Source organism: Streptomyces sp. NPDC039480, assembly GCF_055597165.1.
Genome location: NZ_JBVITX010000010.1, coordinates 53,838 through 66,689, shown reverse-complemented (window position 1 = coordinate 66,689; position 12,852 = coordinate 53,838). Strand labels below are relative to the sequence as shown.

10 protein-coding genes and 1 pseudogene are annotated in these 12,852 nt (G+C 72.0%); 7 read left to right on the top strand and 4 right to left on the bottom strand.

The window, feature by feature from the left end:
- Positions 1-87: 87 nt before the first annotated feature.
- A complete protein-coding gene (locus ACZ56E_RS28445) occupies positions 88-2,031 on the top strand; it encodes an acyl-CoA dehydrogenase family protein (protein ID WP_471218483.1) in 1,944 nt (647 codons plus the stop codon).
- Between the two features lie 12 nt (positions 2,032-2,043).
- On the opposite strand, the pseudogene ACZ56E_RS28440 reads toward ACZ56E_RS28445, so the two are convergent.
- Positions 2,044-2,316 (bottom strand): annotated as a pseudogene (locus tag ACZ56E_RS28440) (alpha/beta hydrolase fold domain-containing protein); the annotation flags it as partial.
- A gap of 153 nt (positions 2,317-2,469) precedes the next feature.
- On the opposite strand from ACZ56E_RS28440, the gene dxr reads away from it, so the two are divergent.
- The 6 genes from dxr (at position 2,470) to ACZ56E_RS28410 (ending at position 10,720) form a co-directional block, all read left to right on the top strand.
- Positions 2,470-3,747 carry a 1-deoxy-D-xylulose-5-phosphate reductoisomerase gene (gene dxr / locus ACZ56E_RS28435; protein ID WP_468611382.1) on the top strand — a complete coding sequence of 426 codons (1,278 nt, stop codon included), beginning with the start codon at positions 2,470-2,472 and terminating at the stop codon, positions 3,745-3,747.
- Positions 3,744-5,045, top strand: coding sequence for a M50 family metallopeptidase (locus ACZ56E_RS28430; RefSeq protein ID WP_471218480.1), 1,302 nt, complete (start codon positions 3,744-3,746; stop codon positions 5,043-5,045). Before dxr ends, ACZ56E_RS28430 begins: the two co-directional genes overlap by 4 nt.
- A 204-nt stretch (positions 5,046-5,249) precedes the next feature.
- The gene (gene ispG, locus ACZ56E_RS28425) at positions 5,250-6,407 is read left to right on the top strand and encodes a flavodoxin-dependent (E)-4-hydroxy-3-methylbut-2-enyl-diphosphate synthase (RefSeq protein ID WP_468611380.1); all 1,158 of its coding nucleotides are present in this window, start codon (positions 5,250-5,252) and stop codon (positions 6,405-6,407) included.
- A gap of 1,056 nt (positions 6,408-7,463) precedes the next feature.
- Complete coding sequence (locus ACZ56E_RS28420; RefSeq protein ID WP_471218478.1) at positions 7,464-8,312, top strand: GNAT family N-acetyltransferase; 849 nt, start codon at positions 7,464-7,466, stop codon at positions 8,310-8,312.
- An 83-nt stretch (positions 8,313-8,395) separates the two neighbouring features.
- Positions 8,396-8,938: a GNAT family N-acetyltransferase gene (locus tag ACZ56E_RS28415; RefSeq protein ID WP_471218476.1), complete on the top strand. Its 543-nt coding sequence runs from the start codon at positions 8,396-8,398 to the stop codon at positions 8,936-8,938.
- An 87-nt stretch (positions 8,939-9,025) separates the two neighbouring features.
- Positions 9,026-10,720: a proline--tRNA ligase gene (locus ACZ56E_RS28410; protein ID WP_471218475.1), complete on the top strand. Its 1,695-nt coding sequence runs from the start codon at positions 9,026-9,028 to the stop codon at positions 10,718-10,720.
- A gap of 56 nt (positions 10,721-10,776) precedes the next feature.
- Here the strand turns inward: ACZ56E_RS28410 and ACZ56E_RS28405 are convergent, their stop codons facing one another.
- The 3 genes from ACZ56E_RS28405 to ACZ56E_RS28395 are packed head-to-tail and all read right to left on the bottom strand — an operon-like array spanning position 10,777 to position 12,755.
- Complete coding sequence (locus ACZ56E_RS28405) at positions 10,777-11,685, bottom strand: aminoglycoside phosphotransferase family protein (RefSeq protein WP_471218473.1); 909 nt, start codon at positions 11,683-11,685, stop codon at positions 10,777-10,779.
- A gap of 27 nt (positions 11,686-11,712) precedes the next feature.
- Entirely contained in the window at positions 11,713-12,198 is a 486-nt protein-coding gene (locus tag ACZ56E_RS28400) for a ferritin-like domain-containing protein (protein WP_471218472.1), read from the bottom strand.
- Positions 12,195-12,755, bottom strand: a complete 561-nt coding sequence (locus tag ACZ56E_RS28395; RefSeq protein WP_471218470.1) for a hypothetical protein — start codon at positions 12,753-12,755, stop codon at positions 12,195-12,197. Before ACZ56E_RS28395 ends, ACZ56E_RS28400 begins: the two co-directional genes overlap by 4 nt.
- Positions 12,756-12,852 lie beyond the last annotated feature (97 nt).

Sequence of the window (12,852 nt, the reverse complement as noted above, 5' to 3'; positions counted from 1 at the left end):
CGATCCAGTAGCACCAGTCAGTAACCGACCGGGCAGGACCGGGCCGAGCGGCCCGGCTGCCCCGCTTCGCGGCGAGGTGAGCTCCTCATGTCCGCACCAACCCCCAAACCGTCAGTGAGTGAACGCGAGGCCCGGCAGGTCGCCGAGGCCGCCCGTGAGCAGGACTGGCGCAAGCCCAGTTTCGCCAAGGAACTCTTCCTCGGCCGCTTCCGGCTCGACCTGATCCACCCGCACCCCATGCCGCCCGACGAGGACGCGCAGCGCGGCGAGGAGTTCCTGGCCAAGCTGCGCGACTTCTGCGAGACGAAGGTCGACCCGGCCCGCATCGAGCGCGAGGCGAAGATCCCCGACGAGGTGCTCAACGGCCTCAAGGAGCTCGGCGCGCTCGGCATGAAGATCGACACGAAGTACGGCGGGCTCGGCCTCACGCAGGTCTACTACAACAAGGCCCTGGCCCTGGCCGGCTCCGCGAGCCCCGCGATCGGCGCGCTGCTCTCGGCGCACCAGTCGATCGGCGTGCCGCAGCCCCTGAAGATCTTCGGCACGCAGGAGCAGAAGGACGCCTTCCTGCCGCGGTGCGCCCGCACCGACATCACCGCGTTCCTGCTCACCGAGCCGGACGTCGGCTCCGACCCGGCGCGGCTCGCGACCCTGGCGGTGCCCGACGGCGACGACTACATCCTCGACGGCGTGAAGCTGTGGACCACCAACGGCGTCGTCGCCGACCTGCTCGTCGTCATGGCGCGGGTGCCGAAGTCGGAGGGGCACAAGGGCGGCATCACGGCGTTCGTCGTCGAGGCGGCGTCCGAGGGCGTCACCGTCGAGAACCGCAACGCGTTCATGGGCCTGCGCGGCCTGGAGAACGGCGTGACCCGCTTCCACCAGGTCCGTGTCCCGGCCGCCAACCGCATCGGCCAGGAGGGCGCGGGCCTGAAGATCGCCCTCACCACCCTCAACACCGGCCGGCTCTCGCTGCCCGCGATGTGCGTCGGCGCGGGGAAGTGGTGCCTGAAGATCGCCCGCGAGTGGTCGGCCGCGCGGGAGCAGTGGGGCAAGCCCGTGGCGTTCCACGAGGCGGTCGGCTCGAAGATCTCCTTCATCGCGGCGACGACGTTCGCGCTGGAAGCAGTCCTGGACCTCTCCTCGCAGATGGCCGACGAGGACCGCAACGACATCCGCATCGAGGCGGCCCTCGCCAAGCTGTACGGCTCCGAGATGGCCTGGCTGATGGCCGACGAGCTCGTCCAGATCCGCGGCGGCCGCGGCTTCGAGACCGCGGAGTCCCTCGCGGCCCGCGGCGAGCGCGCCGTCCCCGCCGAGCAGATCCTGCGCGACCTGCGCATCAACCGCATCTTCGAGGGCTCCACCGAGATCATGCACCTGCTGATCGCCCGCGAGGCCGTCGACGCCCACCTGAAGGTGGCGGGCGACCTCATCGACCCCGAGAAGACCCTGTCGGACAAGGCGAAGGCGGGCGCGCGGGCGGGCGGCTTCTACGCCCGCTGGCTGCCGAAGCTGGTCACGGGGCCCGGACAGCTCCCGCGCTCGTACGCGGAGTTCCACCCGGCGGGCCACGCCGACCTCTCCGGCCATCTGCGCTACGTCGAGCGCGGCGCCCGCAAACTGGCCCGCTCCACCTTCTATGCCATGTCCCGCTGGCAGGGGAAGATGGAGACCAAGCAGGGCTTCCTCGGCCGCGTCGTCGACATCGGGGCGGAACTCTTCGCGATGAGCGCGGCCTGTGTCCGCGCCGAGCTCCTGCGCACCACCGAGGACCACGGCCGCGAGGCGTACCAACTGGCCGACGTCTTCTGCCGCCAGGCCCGCATCCGGGCCGACGAACTCTTCGACCGGCTGTGGACCAACACCGACGACCTGGACCGCAAGGTGGTCAAGGGCGTCCTCTCGGGGACGTACACCTGGCTCGAACACGGCGTGGTCGACCCGTCCGGCGACGGTCCTTGGATCGCGGACACCAAGCTGCCGGACACCCCCCGGCCGGACGTCCGGAGGGTGATCAAGGAGGGGTGATCGCGGCGGGGCTCACCCGGCCAGGGCGCGGCGCAGGGCCGCGCCGAGTTCGGCGACCTGCCGCTGCGACACGTCGGCGGAGAGGATCGCCTGCGAGCCGTGGAAGGTACCGGGCCACTGGTGCAACTCGACGGAGACGCCCGCCCGCAGCAGGCGCAGCGCGTAGGCGATGTCCTCGTCGCGGTTCGGGTCGAGCTCGGCGGTGGCGATGTGGGCGGGCGGCAGGCCGGACAGATCCTCGGCCCGCGCCGGGGCGGCGTACGGCGTGGCGGCCTGCCCGCCCAGGTCGCGGCGCGCGGGGTCACCCGCCGTCCGTCGCGCGTCCCGCCCCGAACGTGCACCGATCGGCGCCCGGCGGGCGGCGGCCGGCCGTGCCACATCCGCGCCAACCGGGCACGCCCTGTCGGGCGGGGAGCGGGTTGCGGACACAATAGGGGGATGAGCGACAGCCCATCCCCCCTCGCCGACCCGCATCTCGTCTTCGACCCCGTCTCCAGCGCGGACGGGGCAGGACCGCGGGACATCGTGATCCTCGGCTCCACGGGCTCGATCGGCACCCAGGCCATCGACCTCGTCCTGCGCAACCCCGACCGCTTCCGCGTCACGGCGCTCTCCGCCGCCGGCGGCCGTGTCGGCCTCCTCGCCGAGCAGGCCCGGCAGCTGCGGGTGCGGACCGTCGCGGTCGCCCGCGAGGACGCCGTACCGGCGCTGCGGGAAGCCCTCCGGGGGCAGTACGCGGAGGGGGAGCCGCTCCCCGAGATCCTGGCCGGACCCGACGCGGCCACCCAGCTCGCCGCCTCCGACTGCCACACGGTCCTCAACGGCATCACCGGCTCCATCGGCCTCGCCCCGACGCTCGCCGCCCTCGAAGCGGGCCGCACCCTGGCGCTCGCCAACAAGGAATCCCTCATCGTCGGCGGCCCCCTGGTGAAGGCGATCGCCAAGCCCGGCCAGATCATCCCGGTCGACTCCGAGCACGCGGCCCTCTTCCAGGCGCTGGCCGCGGGCACGCGCGCGGACGTACGCAAACTCGTCGTCACCGCCTCCGGAGGCCCCTTCCGGGGACGTACGAAGGCCGATCTCGCGCACGTCACCCCCGAGGACGCGCTGGCGCACCCCACCTGGGCCATGGGCCCGGTGATCACGGTGAACTCCGCGACGCTGGTCAACAAGGGCCTGGAGGTCATCGAGGCGCACCTCCTCTACGACATCCCCTTCGACCGCATCGAGGTCGTCGTGCACCCGCAGTCGTACGTGCACTCCATGGTGGAGTTCACCGACGGCTCGACCCTCGCCCAGGCCACCCCGCCCGACATGCGGGGCCCGATCGCCATCGGCATCGGCTGGCCCGAACGAGTGCCGGACGCGGCGCCCGCATTCGACTGGACCAAGGCGTCGAGCTGGGAGTTCTTCCCCCTCGACAACGACGCCTTCCCGTCGGTCGGCCTCGCCCGGCACGTCGGGGAGCTCGCGGGCACGGCCCCGGCGGTGTTCAATGCCGCCAACGAGGAGTGCGTGGACGCGTTCCTGAGGGGCGCCCTGCCCTTCAACGGCATCATGGAGACCGTGACGAGGGTCGTGGAGGAACACGGCGCCCCCGTCACCGGTGCGTCGGGAACCTCCCTGACCGTCTCCGACGTCCTCGAGGCGGAGACCTGGGCGCGTGCTCGGGCACGCGAACTGGCAGCAAAGACGACCGCGGAGGCTCGTGCATGACGACCTTGATGATGATCCTCGGGATAGTCGTCTTCGTGATCGGGCTGCTCTTCTCGATCGCCTGGCACGAGCTGGGGCACCTGTCGACCGCCAAGATGTTCGGCATCCGCGTGCCGCAGTACATGGTCGGCTTCGGCCCGACCCTCTTCTCGCGCAAGAGGGGCGACACCGAGTACGGCATCAAGGCCATCCCCCTCGGCGGCTACATCCGCATGATCGGCATGTTCCCGCCGGGCGCCGACGGCCGCATAGAGGCACGGTCGACGTCCCCTTGGCGCGGCATGATCGAGGACGCCCGCTCGGCGGCCTTCGAGGAGCTCAAGCCCGGCGACGAGACCCGCCTCTTCTACACGCGCAAGCCGTGGAAGCGCGTGATCGTGATGTTCGCCGGTCCCTTCATGAACCTCATCCTCGCCGTGGCGATCTTCCTCGGCGTGATGATGACGTTCGGCATCAGCAGCCAGACGACCCAGGTCGGCAAGGTCTCCGACTGCGTCATCCAGCAGAGCGAGAACCGCGCCAAGTGCGAGAAGGGCGACAAGGCCGCGCCCGCCAAGGCGGCGGGCCTGAAGCCGGGCGACAAGATCGTCGCGTTCCAGGGCCAGTCCGTCGACGAGTGGTCCGCGCTCCAGTCGAAGATCCGCGAGACCATCGGCCCGGCCACCCTCACGGTCGAGCGCGACGGCAAGCGGATCGACCTGCACGCGAACCTGATCAAGAACCAGGTCACCAAGACCGACGGCGACGGTGCCTACGTGGAGGGCAAGTACGTCTACGCGGGCTTCCTCGGCTTCACCCCCGCCACCGGCATCGTGCAGCAGTCCTTCGGCGACTCCGTCGACCGCATGGGCGACATGATGGAGAGCGGCGTCGAGTCGATCATCGCCCTGCCGTCCAAGGTCCCCGACCTGTGGAACGCGGCGTTCGGTGACGCCGAGCGCAAGCAGGACTCCCCGATGGGCGTGGTCGGCGCGGCCCGGGTGGGCGGCGACGTGTTCACGCTGGACATCCCGCCGGAGAACCAGATCGCGATGATGCTGTTCCTCATCGCGGGCTTCAACCTCTCCCTGTTCCTGTTCAACATGCTGCCGCTGCTCCCGCTCGACGGCGGGCACATCGCCGGAGCCCTGTGGGAGGCCCTGCGCCGCAACGCGGCGAAGGTCATGCGCCGTCCCGACCCGGGCCCGTTCGACGTCGCCAAGCTGATGCCGGTCGCCTACGTGGTGGCGGGGATCTTCATCTGCTTCACGATCCTGGTCCTCATCGCGGACGTGGTGAATCCGGTGAGAATTTCCTGATTACGAGAAGTTTGCGGCGGCCCGGCACCTAATGTGTCGGGCCGCCCACCATTGGGTGGACTTCCGGACGGGATGTGCTCGGGCCCGGCAGGGTGCCGTAATCTCGAAGCCCGGAGCCCGTCGATGCCGGGACCCGGTCACACCTTGTGATCCACACCTTGTGACCCACGCCTTGTGATCCACACTCTTGGGGATGCTCGCCAGATGACTGCCGTATCGCTCGGAATCCCGTCCGTTCCGACCAAGCTCGCCGACCGAAGGGTGAGCCGGAAGATCCAGGTCGGCACGGTGGCCGTGGGCGGCGACGCCCCGGTCTCGGTGCAGTCCATGACGACGACGCGTACCTCGGACATCGGCGCCACGCTGCAGCAGATCGCCGAACTGACCGCATCCGGCTGCCAGATCGTGCGCGTCGCCTGCCCCACGCAGGACGACGCGGACGCGCTCGCCACGATCGCGCGCAAGTCGCAGATCCCGGTGATCGCCGACATCCACTTCCAGCCGAAGTACGTCTTCGCGGCGATCGACGCCGGCTGCGCGGCGGTCCGCGTCAACCCGGGCAACATCAAGCAGTTCGACGACAAGGTCAAGGAGATCGCGCGGGCCGCCAAGGACGCGGGCACGCCGATCCGCATCGGTGTGAACGCGGGCTCGCTGGACGCGCGGCTGCTGAAGAAGTACGGCAAGGCGACGCCCGAGGCGCTCGTCGAGTCGGCGCTGTGGGAGGCGTCACTCTTCGAGGAGCACGACTTCCGCGACATCAAGATCTCGGTCAAGCACAACGACCCGGTGGTCATGGTCAACGCCTACCGCCAGCTCGCCGCCCAGTGCGACTACCCCCTCCACCTCGGGGTGACCGAGGCGGGCCCCGCCTTCCAGGGCACGATCAAGTCGGCGGTCGCCTTCGGCGCGCTGCTTTCGGAGGGCATCGGCGACACGATCCGCGTCTCCCTGTCGGCGCCGCCGGCGGAGGAGATCAAGGTCGGCATCCAGATCCTCGAATCGCTGAACCTGCGCCAGCGCCGCCTGGAGATCGTGTCCTGCCCGTCCTGCGGCCGCGCCCAGGTCGACGTCTACAAGCTCGCCGAAGAGGTCACCGCGGGCCTGGAGGGCATGGAGGTGCCGCTCCGCGTCGCGGTCATGGGCTGTGTGGTGAACGGGCCGGGTGAGGCCCGTGAGGCCGACCTCGGCGTCGCCTCCGGTAACGGCAAGGGCCAGATCTTCGTCAAGGGCGAGGTCATCAAGACCGTTCCCGAGTCGAAGATCGTGGAGACCCTCATCGATGAGGCGATGAAGATTGCGGAGCAGATGGAGAAGGACGGGGTGGCCTCCGGCGAGCCGACGGTAGCCATCGCAGGCTGACCTTCGCCTCTCCACCGCTCCCTGTGCCCCGCCGCTCCCGAAGCGCCGGGGCACACGCATAGCCCCCCCCACGCCCCAAGCCCAAACCGGCATGGCGGCCCCCCACCGGCCTCGTCCCGCTGCCACCAGCACACTGCCCGCCGCCACACCGGCCCCCGGCCGCCAGTGCCGACCCCATGGACCCCGGTACGCCACCCCACGCAGGCATACGGGGCACCCGGCCCCACCAGCCCCGGCCCGCCACCCCAGCACCCGGCACCGCGCAGCCCCGGCCCGTCGCTGCGCGCCGGTATGCCCCGTACCCGGCACCGTCCAGCCCCGGCCCGCCGCTGCGCGGCGGTTCCCCCACCCACCCGCCCTTTCCCCCATGCGCGCCGGTAAGTGGGGCCCCCGGCGCCGCCCCGCTCGGGCCCGCCGCTGCGCGCCGGTATGCCCAGCACCCAGCACCGCCCACCTCCGGCCCGCCGCTGCGCGGCGGTTTCCCCACCCGCCCGCCCTCTTCCCCAGCCCCTACAGCAACGGAACGGTGCGGGGCAAACGGGTGGGTGGGTGGGCAGACCCCGCCGCGAAGCGGCGAAAAGGCGCTCCCCCCACCGGGGGGGGGAGGCCGAGGGACGGCCCGGGTCACGAAGCGGCGAAAGGCGCCCCCCCCACCGGGGCACCGGGGGCGGGAAGCGGAGGGACGGCCCGGGCCGCGAAGCGGCGAAAGGCGCCCCCCACTGGGGCACCGGGGCGGGAAGCGGAGGGCTGACCCGGGTCGCGAAGCGGCGAGCGAGAAGGCGCCTGCCTCGCACCGGGGGATAGCCGCGGTACGGCCCCAGCCGTGAAGCGGCGAGAGTCGCCCCCTCCCCGCCGTGCAGCGGCGAACAGGTGCCGGCCCCCGGGAGCCGCCACGAGCCGCCCTCCCCGCCGCGCAGCGGCGAAAAGATGCCCGCGCCACCCGGGGGCAGCCACCCGTGCCCGGGAAATCGTGGGGACAAAAGCCACCCCCCGCACAAGGCGCCCCCGCCAGGTACAGTGCGGAGATCAGCAGACCGTATGGTGAGGCCCCCGCACGTGTTGACTCAGACCACTACCCGGGTCCTCGAACCGAGTGACCTCGACGCCGCGCTCGCCGTGCTCGACCGCGAGCCCGTCGCGAACGCCTTCGTGACCGCTCGCGTCCAGGTGGCAGGCCTCGACCCCTGGCGCCTCGGCGGCGAGATGTGGGGCTGGTACGAGCACGGCATGCTGGAGTCCCTCTGCTACGCGGGCGCCAACCTCGTCCCCATCTGCGCGACCCCGCGAGCCGTCCGAGGCTTCGCCGACCGCGCCCGCAGGGCCGGCCGCCGCTGCTCGTCCATCGTCGGCCCCGCCGCCTCGACGGCCCAGCTGTGGCGGCTCCTGGAGCCGTCCTGGGGTCCCGCCCGCGAGGTCCGCGCCCAGCAGCCCCTGATGGTCACCGACCGGCTCCCGGACGACGTCGTCCCCGATCCGTACGTCCGTCGTGTCCGTAAGGACGAGATGGACACGATCATGCCGGCGTGCATCGCCATGTTCACCGAGGAGGTCGGGGTCTCGCCGATGGCGGGCGACGGCGGGCTCCTCTATCAGGCCCGGGTCGCCGAACTGGTCGGCTCGGGCCGTTCGTTCGCCCGCCTCGACCGGGACGGCAAGGTCGTCTTCAAGGCGGAGATCGGCGCCGCCACGGCGAAGGCCTGCCAGATCCAGGGCGTCTGGGTGGCCCCCGAGTACCGCGGCCGCGGCCTCGCCGCCCCCGGCATGGCGGCCGTCCTGCGCTACGCCCTCGCGGACATCGCCCCCGTCGCCAGCCTCTACGTGAACGACTTCAACACCGCCGCCAGGTCGGCGTACCGCAGGGTGGGCTTCCGCGAGGTCGGATCGTTCATGAGCGTCCTGTTCTGACTGTCCTGTTCTGACTTCAGCGTCCACGCGATCCGGCATGAGCGTCCTGTTCTGAACAGGACCCCGCAAAGTAGGGTCGCCCCATGACAGACGATGTCGTGATCGCTCCGATCGACCTCGCCGCGCGCGTGGACGACGCGCTGGACGTGCAGGCCCACGCCTTCGGACTGAGCGAGGACGAGGTGGCCGTGCGGCGCCAGATCGTCCTGCGGCACCTCACGTATCCCCGCGCCCGCGCGTTCGGCGCGACCACCCCCGACGACCGGCTCGTCGGCTTCGTCTACGGCATGCCCAACAGCCGGGGCCACTGGTGGTCGACGGTCGTCGAGCCGTATCTGCGCAGCCAGGAACTGGACGGCTGGCTGGACGACTCCTTCGTCATCACCGAGCTGCACGTGCACCCGGGCCACCAGAACCGCGGCATCGGGCGCGCGCTCATCACCACCATCACCGAAGGCGTCCCCGAGCCCCGCTCGATCCTCTCCGCGATCGACGTGGAGAGCCCCGCCCGCGGCCTGTACCGGTCCCTCGGCTACACCGATCTGGCCCGCCGTGTCCTGTTCCCCAGCGCCCCCATGCCGTACGCCGTGATGGGCGCCCCGCTGCCCCTGCCGAAACGGGTCTGAGCCGTAACCGATTTCCGCCCGCGCCCGGCGCCCGGCTAACCTCCTGCACACCACCCTTACGCAGCAGGTACGCAGCAGGAGTTCTCCATGGCCCAGGTCCAGCGCATGTCCCGTTTGATGGCGAAGACCCTGCGCGACGACCCCGCGGACGCCGAGGTGCTGAGCCACAAACTCCTCGTCCGCGCCGGTTACGTGCGCCGTACCGCCGCCGGCGTCTGGTCCTGGCTGCCGCTGGGCAAGAAGGTCCTCGCCAACGTGGAGCGCGTCGTCCGCGAGGAGATGGACGCCATGGGCGGCCAGGAGGTCTCGCTCCCCGCCCTCCTGCCCAAGGAGCCGTACGAGGCGACGGGCCGCTGGACCGAGTACGGCGCGGAGCTGTTCCGGCTCAACGACCGCAAGGGCGGCGACTACCTCCTCGGCCCCACCCACGAGGAGATCTTCACCCTCCTGGTCAAGGACCAGTGCACGTCCTACAAGGACCTGCCGGTGATCCTCTACCAGATCCAGACCAAGTACCGCGACGAGGCCCGCCCCCGCGCCGGCATCCTGCGCGGCCGCGAGTTCCTCATGAAGGACTCCTACTCCTTCGACCTGGAGGACGAGGGCCTCGCCCAGTCGTACGCCCTGCACCGCGCCGCGTACCAGAAGATCTTCGAGCGCCTCGGCCTCGACTACCGCATCTGCGCCGCCACCGCCGGCGCCATGGGCGGCTCGAAGTCCGAGGAGTTCCTCGCCCCGGCCGCGGCCGGCGAGGACACCTTCGCCGACTGCCCGAACTGCGACTACGCGGCCAACACCGAGGCCGTCTCCTTCGCCCTGCGGCCGGTCGACGCGGCCGACGTGCCCGCCGCCGAGGACATCCCCACCCCCGACACCCCGACCATCGAGACGCTCGCCGCGCACCTCGGCGTCCCGGCGTCGGCCACTCTCAAGAACCTCCTCGTGAAGGTCGACGGCGAGATCGTCGCCGTCGGCGTCCCCGGCGACCGCGAGGTCGACATGGACAAGGTCGAGGCCCACTTCGCCCCCGCCGCGGTGGAGCTCGTGACGGCCGAGGACTTCGCGGACCGCGCCGATCTCGTACGCGGTTACGTCGGCCCGCAGGGCCTGGAGAAGGTCCAGTACGTCGCCGACCCGCGCGTGGCCCCCGGCACCGCCTGGATCACCGGCGCCAACAAGGACGGCGTGCACACCAAGAACGTCGTCGCGGGCCGCGACTTCGAGGTCGACGCGTACGTCGACGTCGTGGTCGTCCAGGAGGGCGACCCGTGCCCGAACTGCGGCACCGGCCTCAAGCTGGACCGTGCCATCGAGATCGGCCACATCTTCCAGCTCGGCCGCAAGTACGCCGACGCCTTCCAGCTCGACGTCCTCGGCCAGAACGGCAAGCCGGTCCGCGTGACCATGGGCTCGTACGGCATCGGCGTCTCGCGCGCCGTCGCCGCCCTCGCCGAGCAGCACGCCGACGACAAGGGCCTGATCTGGCCGGAGGAGATCGCCCCGGCCGACGTCCACGTCGTCGCCGCCGGCAAGGCGCTCCAGACCGAGCTGGCCCTCGAGGTCTCCGACAAGCTGGCCGCGGCCGGTGTCCGGGTCCTGGTCGACGACCGGCCCGGCGTCTCGCCGGGCGTGAAGTTCACCGACTCCGAGCTGATGGGCGTACCGAAGATCCTGGTCGCGGGCCGCCGATCCGCCGACGGCGTCCTCGAGCTCAAGGACCGCCGCACGGGCGAGCGCGAGGAGCTCACGGTCGACGAGGCGATCGCCCGCCTGACGGCCTGACGACAGACGAAAGGGCGCACCCCGACCGGGGTGCGCCCTTTCGCGTACCGCTACCGCTACAGCCAGCCCGCGAACTCCAGCAACAGCTCCGCATCCTGCGGCCGCCCCACCCGCAGCGCCCGCACCCCGGACTCCACCGCCCGGAACAGCGTCCAGCCCCGCAGCCGCTCCTGGTCGACCTCCAGGGACTCGGCGAGCTTCTTCACGCGCCGCCGCGTGATCGAGGCGCCCGACGGCGACGCGATCAGGTCCTCCACCCGGTCACGGACGAGCCGCGCCAGATCGAAGGCCGGGTCGCCGACCACCGGGTCGGGGCCCACCGCAAGCCACGGCAGCCGGTCCCCGGCGAGCACCTTGCTCTGCCGGAAGGTGCCGTGCAGCAGCCGCGGCGCCACACCCCCGGACTCCCCGGCGAGCAGCTCGTCGCGGGCCGCGAGCGCCGCGTCGACCAGCGGCGCCACGTCCGCGTCGGCGGCCGCGGAGGCGCGCATCGCGTCGGCCTGCCGCCCCGTCCGCTCGGCGACGGTCTCGAAGCGGTGCCCGGCGGGCGGCTCCACCCACAGCCGCCGCAGCGTCCCCGCGGCTTCGAGGAGCGCCTTCGCCTCGGGCAGCGACCGCACGGACACGTCACGGTGCAGCCGCTCCATGAGCAGCGCCCCGTCCGAGAGCTCCGGGTCGAGCAGCCGCGCGGCGCCGAGTCCGCCCCAGTGGGCGAGCGCGGCCCGCTCGCTCTCCGGCCTGGACCGGGGCGGCACGAGCTTCAGCACGGCGGGTGTGCCGTCGGCCCGCCGCACCAGCAGCACGAGGCTGCTGCGGCCACCGGGAAGGTGCGTCCGCTCGACGGTCGACTCGCGTAGAGCGACGGCCTTGTCCACTGCCTCGGGCAGCTTCGCCAGCCAGTCGTCGCCGTCCTGCGCCGTCTCGCCGAGAGCGGTGACGAGGCGCTGCGGCGGTTCGAAAGCCATGCGCGAGTTGTTCCCTTCCTGAACGCGTTACGCCTTGGGAGTCGCCGGTGCGGACGACGGTGTCGACCGCTCGGCGAGCCCAGGGAAGGCTACGCTCCCGGCCCGCCACCGTGCCGCACGGACCGCCGCCTCCCGCAGCGCACGGGCCGCGGTGCCGCGCCGGGTGCCCGTCGAGGCGCGTACGAGATCGGAGTAGATGCCCGCGACCCGGTCCTCCAGCTCCGTGGCGAGCCGGGCGGCCGCAGCGGAGTCCGGCACCGGGAACGGCAGCGAGTACGCCGCGTCCGCGGACTGCGGCTCGCCGCCCAGGTCGCGGACCGCGCGCTGGAGCTCGTCGCGTCGGGCGCGGTGCGCGTCGTACGCGGTGCGCGCCTCGGGTCTGCGCTTGTCGCCGATCCGGCCGCCGACGACTCCGTAGCCGTACACCGCCGCGTGCTCGGCGCCGAGAGCGGCCTGAAGGGCCTTCAGCTCCTCGTCCTTCGACCCCGCCTTCGGGTCCTTCGCGTCGCTCACTTGTCGCCCTCCGGCTCGGTCAGCAGATATGCGTGGGCCGCGCCGGCTGCCGCCACCGAGGCGAGCAGCCTGCCCTCCTCGGCCGGGGCGTCGAGCAGCGCGTCGCCCCGGCGGTCGGCCAGCTCGCGCTCGGCCTTGGCGAGCGCGCGTACGGCGTCCTCGGGGTCGGAGGGCACGGACGGCGAAGGACCCGCGGGGGCGGACGGCGACGGGGACACGGACGGCGACGCGGCCGCGGAGGGCGTGGCGGACGGCGCACGGCCGGCCGTGAAGGCGTCGGCGTGCTGCTTCACCTCGGACCGCAGCGGCGCGAGCCGCCCGGCGAGCGAGGGATGCGCCGCGAGCACGGCGTCGTACCGCCCGAGGAGCTCCCTGCTGTCCTTGGCGGCCGCGGCACGCAGCCGCCGGGCGGCGGACGAGTCCTCTTCGGTGTCGGAGCCTGTGGAGTCCGTGCAGCCCGCGAGCAGCGCCGCGGAAGCGACGCCTGCGGCCCCGGTGAGCAGACTCCTTCGGCGCGGGCCCGGGCGGGACCGCGGGGCGGTGAGATACGACGGCACGGCAGACGTCCTCGGAAGGAAGGCCAAAAGGCGCGAGCGAGAGGGGAAGAGAAGGGAACAGGAAGGGAACAGCGGGCGGAGCGACGGGCACGGACTG

Excerpts from the sequence above, each read along its gene's own strand:
- ACZ56E_RS28430 (WP_471218480.1), top strand. The coding sequence starts at position 3,744 with ATGACGACCTTGATGATGATCCTCGGGATAGTCGTCTTCGTGATCGGG.
- ispG (WP_468611380.1), top strand. The coding sequence starts at position 5,250 with ATGACTGCCGTATCGCTCGGAATCCCGTCCGTTCCGACCAAGCTCGCC.
- ACZ56E_RS28410 (WP_471218475.1), top strand. The coding sequence starts at position 9,026 with ATGGCCCAGGTCCAGCGCATGTCCCGTTTGATGGCGAAGACCCTGCGC.
- ACZ56E_RS28445 (WP_471218483.1), top strand. The coding sequence starts at position 88 with ATGTCCGCACCAACCCCCAAACCGTCAGTGAGTGAACGCGAGGCCCGG.
- dxr (WP_468611382.1), top strand. The coding sequence starts at position 2,470 with ATGAGCGACAGCCCATCCCCCCTCGCCGACCCGCATCTCGTCTTCGAC.
- ACZ56E_RS28415 (WP_471218476.1), top strand. The coding sequence starts at position 8,396 with ATGACAGACGATGTCGTGATCGCTCCGATCGACCTCGCCGCGCGCGTG.
- ACZ56E_RS28405 (WP_471218473.1), bottom strand. The coding sequence starts at position 11,685 with ATGGCTTTCGAACCGCCGCAGCGCCTCGTCACCGCTCTCGGCGAGACG.